Annotated in this window: 16 protein-coding genes; 6 read left to right on the top strand and 10 right to left on the bottom strand. The window is 65.4% G+C overall.

The window, feature by feature from the left end; genetic code table 11:
- The first annotated feature begins 13 nt into the window (after positions 1–13).
- From KQ303_RS04560 to KQ303_RS04580, 5 genes are all read left to right on the top strand, one after another.
- On the top strand, positions 14–454 hold the full coding sequence (locus KQ303_RS04560; RefSeq protein ID WP_259729328.1) for an antibiotic biosynthesis monooxygenase: 441 nt from the start codon (positions 14–16) through the stop codon (positions 452–454).
- 971 nt (positions 455–1,425) lie between these two features.
- Positions 1,426–1,641, top strand: coding sequence for a hypothetical protein (locus KQ303_RS04565; RefSeq protein ID WP_259729329.1), 216 nt, complete (start codon positions 1,426–1,428; stop codon positions 1,639–1,641).
- Between the two features lie 404 nt (positions 1,642–2,045).
- Positions 2,046–4,127 carry a glycogen debranching protein GlgX gene (gene glgX, locus KQ303_RS04570; protein ID WP_259729330.1) on the top strand — a complete coding sequence of 694 codons (2,082 nt, stop codon included), beginning with the start codon at positions 2,046–2,048 and terminating at the stop codon, positions 4,125–4,127.
- Between the two features lie 85 nt (positions 4,128–4,212).
- Positions 4,213–6,165, top strand: a complete 1,953-nt coding sequence (locus tag KQ303_RS04575) for a pyruvate kinase (RefSeq protein WP_259729331.1) — start codon at positions 4,213–4,215, stop codon at positions 6,163–6,165.
- 319 nt (positions 6,166–6,484) lie between these two features.
- Positions 6,485–7,546 (top strand): endonuclease/exonuclease/phosphatase family protein, encoded by a 1,062-nt coding sequence (locus KQ303_RS04580; protein WP_259729332.1) that lies wholly within the window; start codon positions 6,485–6,487, stop codon positions 7,544–7,546.
- Between the two features lie 451 nt (positions 7,547–7,997).
- On the opposite strand, the gene KQ303_RS04585 is transcribed toward KQ303_RS04580, so the two are convergent.
- A complete protein-coding gene (locus tag KQ303_RS04585; protein WP_259729333.1) occupies positions 7,998–8,261 on the bottom strand; it encodes a hypothetical protein in 264 nt (87 codons plus the stop codon).
- A gap of 192 nt (positions 8,262–8,453) precedes the next feature.
- On the opposite strand from KQ303_RS04585, the gene KQ303_RS04590 reads away from it, so the two are divergent.
- The gene (locus KQ303_RS04590; protein WP_259729334.1) at positions 8,454–8,729 is read left to right on the top strand and encodes a hypothetical protein; all 276 of its coding nucleotides are present in this window, start codon (positions 8,454–8,456) and stop codon (positions 8,727–8,729) included.
- A gap of 83 nt (positions 8,730–8,812) precedes the next feature.
- Here KQ303_RS04590 and dcd read toward each other — a convergent pair whose 3' ends face one another.
- The 9 genes from dcd to KQ303_RS04635 form a co-directional block, all read right to left on the bottom strand.
- On the bottom strand, positions 8,813–9,337 hold the full coding sequence (gene dcd / locus KQ303_RS04595; RefSeq protein ID WP_259729335.1) for a dCTP deaminase: 525 nt from the start codon (positions 9,335–9,337) through the stop codon (positions 8,813–8,815).
- Between the two features lie 34 nt (positions 9,338–9,371).
- Positions 9,372–10,679 carry a hypothetical protein gene (locus KQ303_RS04600; RefSeq protein ID WP_259729336.1) on the bottom strand — a complete coding sequence of 436 codons (1,308 nt, stop codon included), beginning with the start codon at positions 10,677–10,679 and terminating at the stop codon, positions 9,372–9,374.
- On the bottom strand, positions 10,669–12,321 hold the full coding sequence (locus KQ303_RS04605) for a class I adenylate-forming enzyme family protein (RefSeq protein WP_259729337.1): 1,653 nt from the start codon (positions 12,319–12,321) through the stop codon (positions 10,669–10,671). The genes KQ303_RS04600 and KQ303_RS04605 overlap by 11 nt, the downstream gene beginning before the upstream one ends.
- A gap of 59 nt (positions 12,322–12,380) precedes the next feature.
- On the bottom strand, positions 12,381–12,620 hold the full coding sequence (locus KQ303_RS04610; protein ID WP_259729338.1) for a type II toxin-antitoxin system HicB family antitoxin: 240 nt from the start codon (positions 12,618–12,620) through the stop codon (positions 12,381–12,383).
- Between the two features lie 290 nt (positions 12,621–12,910).
- Positions 12,911–13,120, bottom strand: coding sequence for an addiction module protein (locus KQ303_RS04615; protein ID WP_259729339.1), 210 nt, complete (start codon positions 13,118–13,120; stop codon positions 12,911–12,913).
- A 131-nt stretch (positions 13,121–13,251) separates the two neighbouring features.
- Complete coding sequence (locus tag KQ303_RS04620; protein ID WP_259729340.1) at positions 13,252–13,455, bottom strand: hypothetical protein; 204 nt, start codon at positions 13,453–13,455, stop codon at positions 13,252–13,254.
- 12 nt (positions 13,456–13,467) lie between these two features.
- Positions 13,468–13,701 carry a DUF433 domain-containing protein gene (locus tag KQ303_RS04625; RefSeq protein WP_216916331.1) on the bottom strand — a complete coding sequence of 78 codons (234 nt, stop codon included), beginning with the start codon at positions 13,699–13,701 and terminating at the stop codon, positions 13,468–13,470.
- Between the two features lie 530 nt (positions 13,702–14,231).
- On the bottom strand, positions 14,232–14,573 hold the full coding sequence (locus KQ303_RS04630) for a DUF86 domain-containing protein (protein WP_259729341.1): 342 nt from the start codon (positions 14,571–14,573) through the stop codon (positions 14,232–14,234).
- Positions 14,570–14,884, bottom strand: a complete 315-nt coding sequence (locus KQ303_RS04635; RefSeq protein WP_259729342.1) for a nucleotidyltransferase family protein — start codon at positions 14,882–14,884, stop codon at positions 14,570–14,572. The genes KQ303_RS04630 and KQ303_RS04635 overlap by 4 nt, the downstream gene beginning before the upstream one ends.
- Between the last annotated feature and the right edge of the window lie 267 nt (positions 14,885–15,151).

A 15,151-nucleotide genomic window follows, 5' to 3' on the forward strand; every position in this document is an offset into this window, starting at 1 on the left:
CTGCACCACACCCATGAGCGAGTCCCCAACCAGCTCCGTCAACGGCTTTCCTGTCAACGCGATCCGTGTCGGTGATGGCATCGTGCTGATCAACGTGTTTCATCTGGATCCAGATCAGGCCGAGGCCTTCGTGGCCACCCAGGTGAGCGAATACAAGCGCCTGCAAGGCGTCTTCCCGGGCAGCCTCAGCGCCAACCTGCACCTCAGCCTCGATCGCAGCCGCGCCGTCAACTACGCCCACTTCAGCTCCGTCGAGGCCTATCTGGCCATGCGGTCCAGCCCTGCCTTTGCGCAGCATCTGGAGCGGCTCAAGGGACTGGTTCTTAAGGCCGAGCCCCAGCTCTACACCGTGGCCTACACCCAGAACGCCGACCAAGCCGTTTCCGATGCCCCCCTGCCGCCCCTCGTGGATCCCTCCCAGGCGCCGCGGCTCAGCCCGGTGACGCCTCAGTGAAACAGCCTGCGGGCTCCACCTTCCTGCCTGCTTGATCAGCCCAGCGGCTGGCAAACGCCCAGGCCTCCCCGATCGAATCGACGTGCTCATCGCGCACGCGGTGGGGTTGACCTTGTGGATCGACCAAATGAAACGACGGGCTAACGGCTGCTGCTCATCGGCAAGGAGGGGGCCATCCGTTAAAGAGCTCAGCTTGATGGGGGAGACCGATGTGGACGGTGATCACCATGGGGGGTGCAGGGACTCCAGCCCGCCTTGCGCTTCTCTTCTCAGGGCTTGAGGGTCTCAGCCCGGCTGATCTCCCGGCGGTTCTTGAGCAGCGGCACCGGCTGGGCTGGAAGCAACTCCCCGCTGGCGGGCCATGGCTTTGGTCCACCCCTGGCAGCGGCGGGTGAGCAGCGGGGTGCAGTTCACACCAGCGTGGTGCCGGAAGACGTGGCAGGTGAGGCAAAGCTTGCTGCTGCGTCTGGCCACCAGCACCTCCTCATCCAGATAGAGCCACTCCTCGCAGCCGCCATCGTCTGTCGCTGAGCCGGGAGCCAGCCGGGCGCCGCGGAAGTGGGGCGGGGAAGCAGCAACGACGACCCCATCACAGAGAACACCAGTACTACCAGAAGTAATATGGATCTGACCGGCTCGGGCGCGACCTCAGCTGGAGCCCCAGGTGACAACGATGCGCTGAAAGCGGGCTGATAGGCCTGGCGCCCAGACCTGCACCCGTGGCCAAGCAAGCGCCACACCTGGAAGCCTGCCGCAGGACACGATCAACGCCGACCCGGATCGGCAGCAGCCATGTACGAACGCGGCCCAGGTCAGCACCGCTGGGGAGTGTCCCCGCCAAGGCCTCGTGAGAAGCACCCGAAGGCTGCGCTGGCCTGCTCGGTTCGGCAAGGGCTGACGCGAGGCGCTTCGCGCCCCCTGCCTTCCCTGCGCGGGCCGCGCTGAGCGGTCGGGTTCCTCACCTCAAGGCCATGGCCACAACCTCTGCCCCCAGCTGCGAAATCCGCCGCGTCATCGTCCACTTCCATCCCGATGGCCTCAAGGGCGGCGCCCATCCCTGCGAGCAGTGCTTCTTCGGGAAGCGAGGCAAGCCCGTAACGAAAATCCGCTTCGTGCCGATAGAAAAGGCCTTCACGATCGCCCGCAAGCTGCAGGCCATCCGGGTCTGCACTGTCTCAGTGATCTGAAGCCCCAAAGGGGCGAGCCCCAGGGGGCCTTCGGCTCCATTTTCCGACGGCTCTGGGCGAAACCAGCTGGGGAGGCGGCGGCCCTCCCCGCGCAGGGCTGAGGGGTCCTTCGCCTGGTGCATCCATGGCAACCATCACGATCCACGACTCCACGATGCGCGGCATCAGCTGGAGGGCCGAGGTGAGCCAGCCGGTCAGCCCATCGGTGGCAACCGTCTGGAGATCACCAGATCGAAGGGCAGAGCCAGAGAGACAGGGTGCCAACGCATGGATCGTCATGGATGGGGGGCCAGCCCGGCGGTCTGTTGTATGCAGTTTGATCCCAACCCCAGCTGGTGCCGGCCATGGAGGGGATGGACCTGGGAGAGGATGAATCACCAAGTCACCGCAGGTCGGCTCAGGCCATGGGGGCATGCACGACCTGGAACGGCAGCAGCGCCCATCTCGGTGCCCTTGTCACGGCTGAGGGGGTGAACTTCTGCATCTATTCCAAGTACGCCTCCAGGGTCGAACTGCTCCTGTTCGATCGGGAGGACGCTGCGGAGCCCAGCTGTGTTGTTGAGCTCGATCCGGTGCATCAGCGCACCTACCACTACTGGCATTGCCTGGTGGCGGGCCTGGGTCCCGGCCAGATCTACGGCTACCGGGTGCACGGCCCCTGGCGGCCCGATCAGGGTCTGCGCTTCGACGGGCGAAACCTACTGCTGGATCCCTACAGCCTGGCAGTGGTGACGCCACCGGGCTACGAGCGCCAGGCCGGACGCTCCAGCGGCGATGGTCTGGCCACGGCGATGAAGAGCGTCGTGGCCGATCCCACGCTCTACGACTGGGAGGGCGACACTCCCCTCCGCCGTCCCCGCCGGGAAACGGTGGTGTACGAGCTGCATGTTCGCGGCTTCACCTGCCACCCCAGCTCCGGGGTGGCGCCGGAGCGCGCGGGTACCTACTCCGGCTTGATCGAGAAGATCCCCTATCTCCAGGACCTGGGCATCACTGCGGTGGAGCTGCTGCCGGTGTTTCAGTTCGATCGGCTCGATGCCCCCGAGGGCAGAACGAATTACTGGGGCTATTCACCGATTTCCCTGTTCGCCCCCCACCCCGGCTACAGCTCCCGGACCGACCTGCTCGGACCCATCGATGAGTTCCGCGATCTGGTCAAGGCTCTGCACCGCGCCGGCATTGAGGTGATCCTCGATGTGGTCTACAACCACACCGCCGAGGGTGATCACCGCGGGCCCAGCTTCTGTTTTCGCGGCCTGGCCAACGAGGCCTACTACCTACTCGAGGCGGATCGAAGCCGCTATGCCAACTACAGCGGCACCGGCAACACCTTCAACGCCAACCACCCGATCGTGCGGCGGCTGATCCGCCACAGCCTGCGCCACTGGGTGAAGCACATGCACGTGGATGGCTTCCGCTTCGATCTTGCCTCCGTGCTGGCCCGCGACGAGGACGGCAAACCCACCCCCCTCCCTCCTGTGCTCTGGGACATCGAGACCGACCCCCTGCTGGCTGGTACCAAGCTGATCGCCGAGGCCTGGGATGCGGCCGGGCTGTATCAGGTGGGCAGCTTCATCGGCGACAGCTGGCAGGAATGGAACGGCCACTTCCGCGATGACATCCGCCGCTTCCTCAAGGGTGATGCCGGCCAGGTGCCGAAAGCGGCGCTGCGCCTGCTGGGCAGCCCAGACATCTATGGCCATGAGGAACGGGAGGCGGAGCAGAGCGTGAATTTCATTACCTGCCACGACGGCTTCACCCTGGCCGATCTGGTGGCTTACAACGACAAGCACAACCTCGCCAACGGCGAGGAGAACCGCGACGGTGCCGACGACAACGCCAGTTGGAACTGCGGCAGCGAAGGTCCGAGCAGCGACCCCCTGGTGCTGGCACTGCGCCAGAAGCAGATCCGCAACGCCCTGACCCTGTTGCTGCTGGCGGTCGGTACGCCGATGCTCTCCATGGGTGACGAGGTGTGCCGCAGCCAGCAGGGGAACAACAACCCCTACGGACAGGACAACGAAATCAGCTGGTTCGACTGGACCCTGCTCGATCGACACCCGAACATCCACCGCTTCGTGAAGGAGTTGATCGCCCACCGGATGCGGCGCGACATCGTGGTCAATCAGCGGCAGGTGAGCCTCAATGATCTGTTGAAGGAGAGCCAGATCGAATGGCATGGGGTGTCCCTCCACGAACCCGACTGGGGCGAATCCTCCCGGTCGCTGGCAGTAAGGATCACCAGTTACGACGGCAGCTTCCGGCTGCACGTCATCGCCAATGCCTACTGGGAGGCTCTGGATTTCGCCCTGCCGGCAGCCGATGGGGGCAGCACCCCCTGGCGACGCTGGATCGACACCTCCCTGCCCTCACCTGAGGACATCAGTGCATGGAACATCGCGCCACCGGTCACCAGCACCCACTACCGGGTCGCGGCCCGCTCGGTGGTGGTGCTGTTCGTGCAGCTCGCCGGGTCCTGGTTGTGAATGGCCCAACAGTGGCTCCTGGATACAGACTGGGGGTCAGCGAATCCAACCTTCACGGCCCGACCTCACGGTGTAGGCCAGGCCCATGGTGAGCCCAGCAGCACCAGATCCCAACCAGGCTCCCGGCGCTGACGGCGCTGGGGAGGAGAACCCGTGCCTCGAGAGAATCACGGGGCAGTTGATCGATCTCTGCCGATCGATGCAAAGCATGGAGATCAGCGATGGGCTCGCTCTTGAGGCAGTCGCAGCTGACAACCGGGTCAGCGCCTGTAACCTGCTGCACTACGTGGCCCTGCGGCAACACGACATCCGCCAGCTCCAGGACCAACTGGCAAGCCAGGGCTTGTCCTCCCTCGGGCGCTGCGAATCCAGCGTGATGGACAGTGTTCAGAAGGTGTTGGAGATCCTCCGGTCTCGATCCAGGCCAGAGGTGCCGTCGCATCCCCTGCCAGCCGTTCCTCTCAACCATGGCTCCGGACAGGACCTGATTGCGCGAAATTGCGTGCGGCTGCTCGGCGCTCGCAGCTGCACAGCGGACTGCACGATCATGGTGACCTTGCCCATGGAAGCGGCAGAAGACGACGAACTGATCGAGCACCTGCTGAGGGCGGGGATGACCATCGCCCGTATCAACTGTGCCCACGATGGTCAAGCGGACTGGCTTCGGATGATCCACCAGCTTCGGCGGGCCGTCACCAGCACGGGCCGCCCCTGTCGAATCGCCATGGATCTGGCAGGTCCGAAACTCCGCACCGGCCCGATTCAGGCGGGTCCGCAGGTGATGCGCTGCAAACCAAGGCGCGACAGCCTGGGGAGGTTGCTGTCACCGGCTCGAATCCTGCTGTCCCCACATCTGGAGCCCACGACCCCCATGGCCGGAGTTGATGCCGTGGCGCCGATCACGGGTGATGGCTGGACCCGGCTCGAAGCCGGTGATCGCCTCGAGATGATCGATGCCTCAGGCCGGCACAGACAGCTTCGTGTGGAACGCCGATCAGCGGAGGGGATCTGGGCGACCACGACCCAGAGCTGCCACTTCACGCCAGGGTTGAAATTGGTGATGAGCGCTCGCTCCGGAGGCGGCAGCGATCGACACGAGGCGAATCGGTGCACAGTCACTATCGGAAGGATCCCTGCCCTGGAGGGCAGCCTGCTGCTGCACAAGGGTGATCAACTCCGAATCGTGGCGCTGCCGGAACTTGGCCGGCCTGCGGGTAACGGTGGGGAGGGAAAGCAACACCGTCACGCAGTCATCAGTTGCACATTGGCAGAGGTCTTCGCCGATGTGAACTGCGGCGATCGGATCTTCTTCGATGACGGCAAGATCGGCGGCCTGGTTACCGGGACACAGCCCACTGAACTGCTGGTGGAAATCACTGCAGCCAAGCAAAAGGGCTCGCGGTTGCGGGCGGACAAAGGCATCAACCTTCCCGACAGCCCACTGACCATCCCTGCGCTGACGGCCAGGGACATCGCTGATCTGGAGTTCATCGTCCAACACGCCGACATTCTCAACTTTTCCTTCGTGCATAGCAGCACTGATCTTCAGGCCCTTCAGGACCAGCTCACCAGGCTGGGCCACGCCGATCTGGCCGTGATCCTCAAGATCGAAACAAGGCAGGCCTTCGATGACCTGCCATCACTGTTGCTTGCCGCGATGCGCTCTCCAGCTCCACTGGGTGTGATGATCGCCCGCGGTGATCTGGCCATCGAGTGCGGCTGGGAGCGCCTGGCGGAGATTCAGGAAGAGATCCTGCGCCTCTGCGAAGCTGCCCATCTCCCCTGTATCTGGGCCACGCAGGTGCTGGAGGAACTGGCGCACGGTGGCATGCCCACCAGGGCAGAGATCTCCGATGCCGCGATGGGGGCAAGGGCGGAGGGCGTGATGCTGAACAAGGGGCCGAACATCACGGCCACGGTGCGGATGCTGCACGAAATCGTGATGCGGATGCAGTCGCATCAGCACAAGAACAGTTCTACGTTCCGCCGCTTGGAACTGGCAGCCCATCATCAGTCTTATGCATCCTCTGTGACATGACCCCTGGGCCACCCGGCGGGCCTTCCGCCGGGTTTGAGCCGTCATGACTACTTGATGGGTACTTGATGGAGACGGACACAAGACAGCACGGGCAGCAGGGCTGACGGTCTCGCCGCACCAGCGGCCCCACGCTCCAACCGCTCACTCCCGCTCGGGGCATCAAGGAGAAGCCTGGCGGGTCTTTACTCAACATCAATCACGTTGCCGTGGGACAGACCACGCCTGACCTCACCAGTCCAGGCGGCTTGAACATCTTCATACCTCAGATTTAACCTGCCGTTGCTAAATCCAAGGGACGACTCAACCGATCAGGAGCACCATGACGGCCTTCAAAGTGATGAACTGGAACGTGGAGAACCTGTTCCTTCCTGATCCCTCGAAGCCGGAGTCCCAGCAGGCTTTCCAGGACAAGCTCGCCAAGCTCGCAGCCGTGATCGACGAAGAGCAGCCTGATCTGCTGGCTCTCCAGGAGATCGGTCCGAACGGCGCCCTGGCGGCTCTGCAGCAGGCCCTGAGCCATTCGATGCCCCATGCGGCGGAAGGAGACCCAGAAGCCGGCGGAGAACCCAAACGTGCCATCCGCGTAGCGATCCTCTCCACCCGCCCTCTGAGCGGTATCCGGTCGATCAGCTCGTTTCCGGATCTGATCCGTCCGGTGCAGCAGAAGGATCCGGTCTTCGACAAGCCGGGCACCGCCGCGGATGAATCGCTGCTCGCTGCCATGGGCCGCAGCGCCCTGGAGGTGGTGGTGGAGGTAGGCGGTACGGAGGTGACCGTTATCACCGCCCATTTCAAATCAAAGCTGATCAGCTATCCCAGGCCCAAGGGCAACTTCAGCCCGAAGGATGAGGACGAGCGCTACCGCTATGCGGCCTACGCGCTCTACCGCCGCACCGGGGAGGCGTTGACGATCCGCGACCGGATCAATGCGATCCTCTCCTCCGGTGCCGGAGAGCCCGATCCCGATGACGGGCTGGGGCGTGAGAAGGCCGTGGTGTTCTGCGGGGACCTCAACGACCAGCCCGATGCCGCCACCACCCAGATCATTCAAGGTCCGACGGGCTCGGAGCTTGAGACCGCTGGGTTCCGCACTGGCGACAAGGGAGACGGCTATCGGATGTGGAATCTGGCTCCGCGCCTCAACGTCACACCGGATGGCAAGCCACCCGCAGAGCCTCCCTACACCCGGGTGTTCAAGGGCCGTGGCGAATTAATTGATCACATCTTTGCCAGCCACCGGCTCGTGAACCCCGACAACATCCCAGACGCCCGCACCGTTCTGGCAACGTCCAAGCTGCCATCGGTGAATGAGGTTCCCACCGAGCGAAAATCCGACCCGGCATCCGATCATGCCGCCGTGGTGGCGACCTTCATGATCTGATCACTCCACTTCACACCTGGCATGAACTGAGCTGAACCCATGGAACGTTGCCGGAGACTCAGAGCTTTTGGAATGGCTCTGTTCATGAGTTAGCGCGAGTGTGCTCAAGGTGGTTTGGCTTGTTGACCGCCTTGCGAAGCAAGTCCTGTCCATTGGATGAGCAGTACGCGCGAGTTTCTGGTGGTTGGGGTTCAATCACCCCCCTCTATTTTCTATGAATTGACTGATCATGAAATTGTGCCGCATGCCGCGCGGTTGGGTGTCAATGCGGTAAAGCATTGGGGTGACATTGGTTGATGAACGCCCTTGCTCCGCCGCTCGATCTGGCTGCGGATAACGTTCCAGCTCCAGAGTTGCGATCTGGACATCCTGTTGAGGCACACAGGCGACGCACTGATAGTGGCTGGGGGGTGAGATTACCCAAGGCCATACCAGCGGCCACGGCGTCGCGCTAGGGGTCAGGCTTCCGCAACCGCATGGCGCCCAGCACCGCCAGGGCCACGAGGGAAAAAGCGGCCAGCCACAGCAACAGCATCACCGCGAGGGAGGCGAGACAGTCAAGCGGGGTCTTGATGGCGCAGTAGAGCAGGACCCAGAGCGTGAGCGGCACCAACACCACCAGGGACGCCACTGCACCGGCCAGGGCCACCACGAACAGCAGGACGCTCAGCAGGCGCCGGAACTTGGCGCGACGGTGGCGTTTGTCGCTGGTCATCGCCCCAGCGCAACGCAAGCGGCGGAGGCCACCCGTGCGGTGGGGATCGCCTGGTGGGGGAGGGTCACGGCGAGCAAAGCAACGGAGGTGCGGCGGACACGGCCCATCCTTGCGGCGATGCTGCGGTTGTTGGTTGTGCTGGTAGCCGCAAGGCCATCAGACTCCTGGATGATGCCCTTGGATCCTCGCGCCATGAAGACGTCACGCTGCGCGCTGGCCGCCAGGCTCCTGGCCCTGCCGCTGCTCACACTGCCGCTGCTGATCCCCGGGACGGCGGAGGCACAGAAGCGGATCCCCAAGCTTCCGGGCTACGACCAGTGCCCGCTGGGGTATGTGAATGACCTCAAGCAGCACTGCAATTCACCCATCTATTACGAAGTGAGGCCCACTTATGGCAAGCCCTGCGAATCGGGCTGGATGAACATCGGGGCCGGTTACTGCAAGAAGAAAACTCTGGGCATTTTCTGACTGTCGCTGCCGCAGCCCTCAGTCGCGCAGATCAGAGGCAGAGCCGGCAGCACCCCCGTACCGCACCAGGAACGACCCGGCTCTCAGAAGGAGTCCTCCGTCTGGCCAGCGAAGCCGCCGGCATAGATCTCGCACCCCTCCAGCTTCTGGAACACGAACTGGCAGACCGCGGTGCCGGGAATCACGGCCAGCGGAGCGGGGCCGAAGTTGCTCATCTCCAGCACCTGCTGGCTGTCGATCCCCGGCCCCATGAAGGGGGCGCTGATGTGCACCATCAGGCCCAGCCGCGCAAATCGGCTGCGACCCTCCAGCCAGCCGCACAGCCCTGGCCCCAGGCGCAGCCGCTCCTGGGTGATGCCCAGCACCGTTTCGCCCGGCATGATCAGGATGTGCTCGTCCTGGGGCACCTTGATCTTCTCGGTGAGCTGCCGGTAGTCGGTGTGCTCGCGCACCTCGATCACCTCGTGCACCTTGCGGAACACGCGAAAGGTGCCGGCGAGGGTGAGGTCGAGAGAGGCGGGGCCCAGCCGCTCGGGAACGAACGGCGTGACCCCGATCGCGCCCGCTTCGATGGCCTGCAGGATCGCCTCTCTGCCGAGAACGGCCATGTTTTTCGCTGGGCACAGGCGAGGGTGGATTGTCTCAGGCGGTCGGCCGGGGCCCAGCGGCCAGGTCGTCGATGGTCTGCTCCAGCAGATCGCGGCCGCTGTCGTACACGACGCGCGGCGCCGGCCGGCCAGCCTCGGCGGCGCCCAGTCGGCGGGCGGCGGCACGGCGGCGCTTCAGCTGGGGATCGGCGTGGCGGGCTGCCTGGGCCCAGGCCTGACGGCGGCGATTGCGGGCGGCGATGGCACGGTTGCGCCAGTGCTGCAGCGGCAGGCGGGCCAGGGGCAGGAGCAGCAGCAACAGGGCGTAGCCGATGGCGAATCGGGCCAGCCAGGCCACCGGAGGCAGCCAGGCGGGCGTGATCGCCAACAGCCACGGCGAGAGCACCAGCAGGGCCCCGACGGTGAGGCCGTAGGCGACCCGTTGCCCGGCTCCGGCCCGGCTGAAGCGAAAAGCCCGCTCGCGCAGGGGCGGCACCGGCCCATCAACGCCGGCGGCGCCGGCGGGGATCGAGGGGAAGCCATAGATCAGGTCCCCGTCCTCACTCACCTCGGGGCGGCCGTCGAAGCGCAGCAGCACCGGCAGCATGGCGGCATCGGCCAGGTCACGGCGGCGGTCAGGATCGGAGGGGCAGTCGGGCAGATCGAGCAGCGGGGCAAGGTCCTCGGCGATGACCACGCCACCGTGCAGGCGCAGGAAGGCGGCGATGCGGCGCCAGCGCAGCGGCTCCAGGCGGGCATTGGGATCGCCATCGCCGAACAGGATCGAAAACACGGCGCTGAGGAAGCCCAGGGAGGCCGGATCGGCGCCCTCGCCGGGCAGATCCCAGAGCAGGCTCCACAGTTGCTGCGGCTTGACGGAGGAGGAGCCCCCGCGCGCCGGGGACCGGATGCCGGAGACGAGCAGATCCAGGATGGAGAGGGGCACCTGGGCGAGCCCCTGCAGCAACGCCAGGCCGGCATCGTCGCCGTCGTCGCTGCTGAACAGCCGCACGATCAGCAGCACCGACAGGATCAGCACCACCAGGGTGGTGACCAACAGCAGCACCAGCCCGAAGCTGAGCCGGATCAGCCGGGCGGCGAGGCGCAGGGCCACCTGCAGCCGGGCCTGCAGGCGCCGGCGGCCGCTGCGGGCCAACAGCCGCATCCGCAGCGCGGGGGGGAAGACGAACAGCAAGGTGCCGTCCTCGGCCGCCTGCAGGCGACCGGACACTTCGGCCACCAGGGCCAGCAGCCCCGGCTCCACCTCCCGCAGGGACAGGCCGGTGCCTGCGGCCGCCTCGCCGACGCTGCAGCGGCGCCCGCGGTTGCCGATCCAGTCGAGCAGGGAGGCCTCAACCGGCATGCAGCCCATCCGCCGCCAGCTGGCGCAGGGCCAGCCGGTCGGTCTTGCCCACCGGGGTGAGGGGCAGGTCGGGCAGCACGCGGATCTCCTCCGGCGCCTTGTAGCCGACGCGGGCCCGGGCAAAGGCGATCAGTTCGGCTTCGCTGGGGACGGGCTGGTCGTGGCGGAGGGTCAGATAGGCCCGCACGTTCTCGCCGTGCACCGGGTCCTGGATGCCGATCACCCCCACCAGATCCACGGCCGGATGCTCTGAGAGCGCCTCCTCCACCTCCTGGGGACAGATGTTGGAGCTGTCGTGCACGATGATCTGCTTGCGACGGCCGCAGAACCAGAAGTAGCCCTCGGCATCGACCCGCATCTCATCGCCGGTGTCCAGCCATCCCTGTTGGATGGTCTCGGCGGTGGCCTCGGGGTTGTCCCAGTAGCCCAGCATCTGGGAAGGGGCCTGGATCCAGAGGCGTCCCTGCTCGCCCGGGGCCACCTCGTTGCCGTCCTCGTGGCGCAGGCTGGCGCTGAACCCCGGGCAGAGCCGGCCGACAGAGCCGATCCGGTTCTGGCCCGACGGGGGCGCCAGGGTGGCGTAGCCGATTTCACTCATGCCGAAGCATTCGTCGATGCTGAAGCCGGCGGCTCGGCAGAACTCCTCCTGCAGCTGGTGGGGCACCTTGTCGCCGCCGCTGATGCAGAGGCGCACCGAAGCCAGATCCGTCGGCAGCAACCGTTCATCCCGCAGCAGCTCGAACAGGGCGGCGGGCAGCATCAGCAGCACCGACGGCCGATGGCGCCGCAGCAGGGTTTCCACGGTGGGCGCATCGATGCGGCTGGCGATCGCAGCGGAGGCGCCGGCGGCCAGGGCAGCCAGCACGAGGGCACAGGAGGCGATGTGGGCCAGGGAGCTGCCGGCCAGCACCTCCTCCCCGGCCCGCAGTTCGCTGGCCTGGATCAGCGACGTGAGCACGGCGGCGAAGCTGGCCCGGCTGTGGGTGACACCCTTCGGCCGGCCGGTGCTGCCGGAGGTGAAGTAGATGAAGCAGGGCTCGTCGTCGGCCAGGGGGGGCCAGGGCGGGACGTCGCCGCCGGCGGGGGCCGCGGCCAGCAGGTCGTCGAACCCGGTGCGATCTTCGATGCCGTGGCAGCCAAGCGGCAGTTGGCCCGCCACGGCACTGGCCTGCACATCGGCCAGCCGTTCGCCGTGGAACACCAGGGCCGCGGCGCCGCTCACCGTCAGCGCATGGTCGATTTCCGGGGCCACGTAGCGGTAGTTGAGGGGGGTGAGCACCAGGCCACTGCGCAGCCCCGCCAGGTAATGGACGACCAGCTCCACCCGGTTGGGGATCAGGGAGGCGAGCCGGTCGCCCCGCTGCAGCCCCAGCCGCTGATAGGCCCTGGCCAGCTGCTCCGCCTGCCTGTCGAGCTCGGCCCAGCCGATGCTGTGTTCGAGGTCCTGCAGCGCCGGTGCCGCCGGGTTGCGCCCCAGGCCGGCCGCCAGGAGGCGGTTCAGGTCGATGGATGGGGCCAGGGGCGGGCCGTGGTGGGGCATGGAATGCCGCTCGCCCGCCCACTCTGGCAGCGGTTTGGTGTCCGGCAGCCGCCATTGCGGCAGCGCGTTCTGGCCGTAGGGGACTGCATGGGGGCAGACCATCGCCGAAGGCATCAGCGTGAGGTTCGTGGTTCAGCGGTGGCTGAGGAATCCCTCCAGGGTCAGGACGGCACCACGATCTGCTGCAAGCCCACGAAGTCGCTTTCCAGGGTCGGCTCGCCGTCCTCCAGGAGCATGGCGATCACCTCCTGGAGGTTGGCCTGCAGTTCATCGAGGGTCTCCCCCTGGCTGTGGGCACCGGGGAAGCCTGGGACGTAGCCCACAAGCATTCCTGTGTCCGCGCAGCGCTCGATGACGGCGGAGAACGTGCGCACAGCCTCTGCTTCTTTCAGTGGATTCATCGTAGGCAACCCGCCAGGTCTGGCCGAGGGGGTGATGGAGGGGAAGGCATCGCCGCAGGGCTTCTCCTCCACAAGTGCCACCCCCTGTCACACCCGCCAGGATTTCAGAGCGCTGCTCTCGGAAGTAGACGGCATAGGGAAACCTCCGGAGCACGAGCCTGCGGACCTGCCCGTGAATCATGGGGAAGGATCTGGGATCGAGGCGGATGCGCTCTCTCGCCTGCCGTACCAGCGCTGGGTCGCCAGCAGATCCTCCACCGCCTCCGGCAGGAAGCGAACCGGGCGCATGGTCATCCCAGGCCGAGCTGGCTCCGCACCTCATCCCAGCGCACAGCCGCTTCGGTGTTGTCGCGATGGGTCGCCCAGCGCCGGTCTAGCTCGGCGAAGAGGGAAGGGTCCACTGGCAGCGCCCCATCTCGGGCCTGGTCATCCAGGCTGTCCCACAGGGCTATCGCCAGGGCCAGCCGCTCGCTCTGGGGCAGTTGCAGCAGGTCAGACATGGGCGTCATCGCCACTCCTCCCGGCAAGAAGTCCATCGTAAGCGCGGTCGAAGCTGGGCAAAGGGGTTGGAGAGATGGATGCCCATGAGCCAGGTGGTCAAGCGGGTCATCGGCGCCGAGTTCACTGACGTTCAATGCCGAACAACCAATGCCTTCCGACTCAGCTCGATGAGGACATGGGTTTCAAACAGCCGGTTCAGCTCCGGAAGAACACGAAGCAGCAGAGCGGTGAGATCCTGGTTGCCGATGTTGCCCGTGGCCACAAGCAGAAGCCTGGCGGGAGTGCCGCGCAAGAGATGACTGCGGCCGAACGAGCGATCGTGGCAGCTGGGCATCCAGCAGGATCCTCATGCAGAAAGGAGATCAACCCGCTGAATTCGGGATAGCTGGGTTGCGTACTCAAGCACTGCCGTGATGTCTTCAGCCTCGAGATCTGGATAATCGGCGAGAATGTCAGCCGCACTCATCCCAGCTGACAACAGTTCGAGCACCATCTCCACGGGATAACGCAACCCGCGGATGGTTGGCTTTCCATGGCAGATCTCAGGGTTGATGGTGATGCGCCCAAGCTGGTCTGTCATGACGGTTTCCTGGCTTCCCCAGCCTAAGGGGGACAGCAGATCACAACCGTGAGCTGGTTGTGGCCCTGGCATGGGGATCTTTTGGGCCTCTCCCTCACCAATGCCACCCCCGTCTCACCCCGCCAGGATTCCCCCATGACCCCGCCCCCCTCCACCACCTACCAGCGCCTGCGGCAGTGCATCGCCGAGCGCAGGCGCATGAGCCCCATCGACCAACCCCTCATGCTCATGGAGCTGCGGGGCCGCCAAAGCCCCGCCCCAGCGCAGGACGTGGCCCTGCGGATCCTGGGCGGCCGATGGTGGGCAAGGTGCTCACCGGCAACAGCATCACCGCCTACGGCAGCGGCGCCTACAGCCTGATCGGTAGCGACGAGCTGAGTGACGCCGCTACCTAGCCAAAGGCCAGCATGGCTCAGCCACTACGCAACGCGCTGCTGCAGCTATGCCGCGAGTGGCAGGATCACCCGCTCTTCGTGATCCAGGGGGCTCATGGTGGGACTCCTTGGCAGTAGGCGATGCTGGCTTCGCGCTCAATCGTTCCTATGCCGCTCAATCAGCGAGTGTACGGTGAGACCAAGGGGAGGAAGATCACGCGCCACGGTTTCCCAGACCTGCTCCAGATTCACACGCAAGTAATCATGAATCAGAACATCTCGCATGCCGGCGATGGACTTCCAAGGAGTGGACGGTTCGGACTCGCAAAGATCCGCGAACGGATTCTTCACGGCTTCGCCGACCACGATCAAGTTACGGATCACTCCATCCTGCACAAGCGTGGAAGCAAGAAAGGCTGAGTGGCCTTCTATGGAGTAGAGAGTGATGCGCTCAAGAGCTTCGGCAATGTTGGTGAGGTAAAGGAGATCCTTGCTCACAAAGCCTTTGCCTGAGCAATGATCTGATCGCGGATCAAAGGATGCAACTGCGCAGCTTCCGCCAGATCCACCTGGCAATTCAAGAGAGCTTCCAGTTCCTGCCGAAGAGCGATCACGTCCAGCAGGGAACAGCCCCGTTCCAGATCGACCAGCAGGTCAAGGTCGCTGCCGGGCCGATCCTGGCCACGGGCCACCGAGCCATAGATCCGCAGGTTGCGGGCCCCATGGCGGTGAGCCACGGCAAGCACCTCCTCACGGGCGCCCTGGAGCCGCTGGGAGAGGGAGGTTTCCTGGGTCGAAGGGGCAGCCATGGCTCCATTCTGGACTGCATCCCCATCGAGGGCGATGGGAACGACACCCCTCGGCGACCTGCTGCAGCTGCCTCGGGCCGCGCCGGCGGCAGCCGTGGATCTGAATTCCGCCGCCAGGGGGGGCTATCGCCACCGCGTGCTGAAGCGGAGTGGGAGAGGGGCTGGGGCGGCACAGCTACCCCCGAAGCCAGGTTGGCTGCAGCCACTGCACGCCCAAGCCAGAAGGATTCCCAACAGGGGCTACTGCCTGACGGGCCGCCCAAAACC

Origin of the sequence: Synechococcus sp. CS-1333 (assembly GCF_025128015.1) — a bacterium.
In the GTDB taxonomy this organism is placed as follows: domain Bacteria; phylum Cyanobacteriota; class Cyanobacteriia; order PCC-6307; family Cyanobiaceae; genus MW101C3.

What these genes read in the sequence shown, in the direction of transcription:
- KQ303_RS04560 (WP_259729328.1), top strand. Translation starts at nt 14, where the DNA reads ATGAGCGAGTCCCCAACCAGCTCCGTCAACGGCTTTCCTGTCAACGCG.
- KQ303_RS04565 (WP_259729329.1), top strand. Translation starts at nt 1,426, where the DNA reads ATGGCCACAACCTCTGCCCCCAGCTGCGAAATCCGCCGCGTCATCGTC.
- glgX (WP_259729330.1), top strand. Translation starts at nt 2,046, where the DNA reads ATGGGGGCATGCACGACCTGGAACGGCAGCAGCGCCCATCTCGGTGCC.
- KQ303_RS04575 (WP_259729331.1), top strand. Translation starts at nt 4,213, where the DNA reads ATGGTGAGCCCAGCAGCACCAGATCCCAACCAGGCTCCCGGCGCTGAC.
- KQ303_RS04580 (WP_259729332.1), top strand. Translation starts at nt 6,485, where the DNA reads ATGACGGCCTTCAAAGTGATGAACTGGAACGTGGAGAACCTGTTCCTT.
- KQ303_RS04585 (WP_259729333.1), bottom strand. Translation starts at nt 8,261, where the DNA reads ATGACCAGCGACAAACGCCACCGTCGCGCCAAGTTCCGGCGCCTGCTG.
- KQ303_RS04590 (WP_259729334.1), top strand. Translation starts at nt 8,454, where the DNA reads ATGAAGACGTCACGCTGCGCGCTGGCCGCCAGGCTCCTGGCCCTGCCG.
- dcd (WP_259729335.1), bottom strand. Translation starts at nt 9,337, where the DNA reads ATGGCCGTTCTCGGCAGAGAGGCGATCCTGCAGGCCATCGAAGCGGGC.
- KQ303_RS04600 (WP_259729336.1), bottom strand. Translation starts at nt 10,679, where the DNA reads ATGCCGGTTGAGGCCTCCCTGCTCGACTGGATCGGCAACCGCGGGCGC.
- KQ303_RS04605 (WP_259729337.1), bottom strand. Translation starts at nt 12,321, where the DNA reads ATGGTCTGCCCCCATGCAGTCCCCTACGGCCAGAACGCGCTGCCGCAA.
- KQ303_RS04610 (WP_259729338.1), bottom strand. Translation starts at nt 12,620, where the DNA reads ATGAATCCACTGAAAGAAGCAGAGGCTGTGCGCACGTTCTCCGCCGTC.
- KQ303_RS04615 (WP_259729339.1), bottom strand. Translation starts at nt 13,120, where the DNA reads ATGTCTGACCTGCTGCAACTGCCCCAGAGCGAGCGGCTGGCCCTGGCG.
- KQ303_RS04620 (WP_259729340.1), bottom strand. Translation starts at nt 13,455, where the DNA reads ATGCCCAGCTGCCACGATCGCTCGTTCGGCCGCAGTCATCTCTTGCGC.
- KQ303_RS04625 (WP_216916331.1), bottom strand. Translation starts at nt 13,701, where the DNA reads ATGACAGACCAGCTTGGGCGCATCACCATCAACCCTGAGATCTGCCAT.
- KQ303_RS04635 (WP_259729342.1), bottom strand. Translation starts at nt 14,884, where the DNA reads ATGGCTGCCCCTTCGACCCAGGAAACCTCCCTCTCCCAGCGGCTCCAG.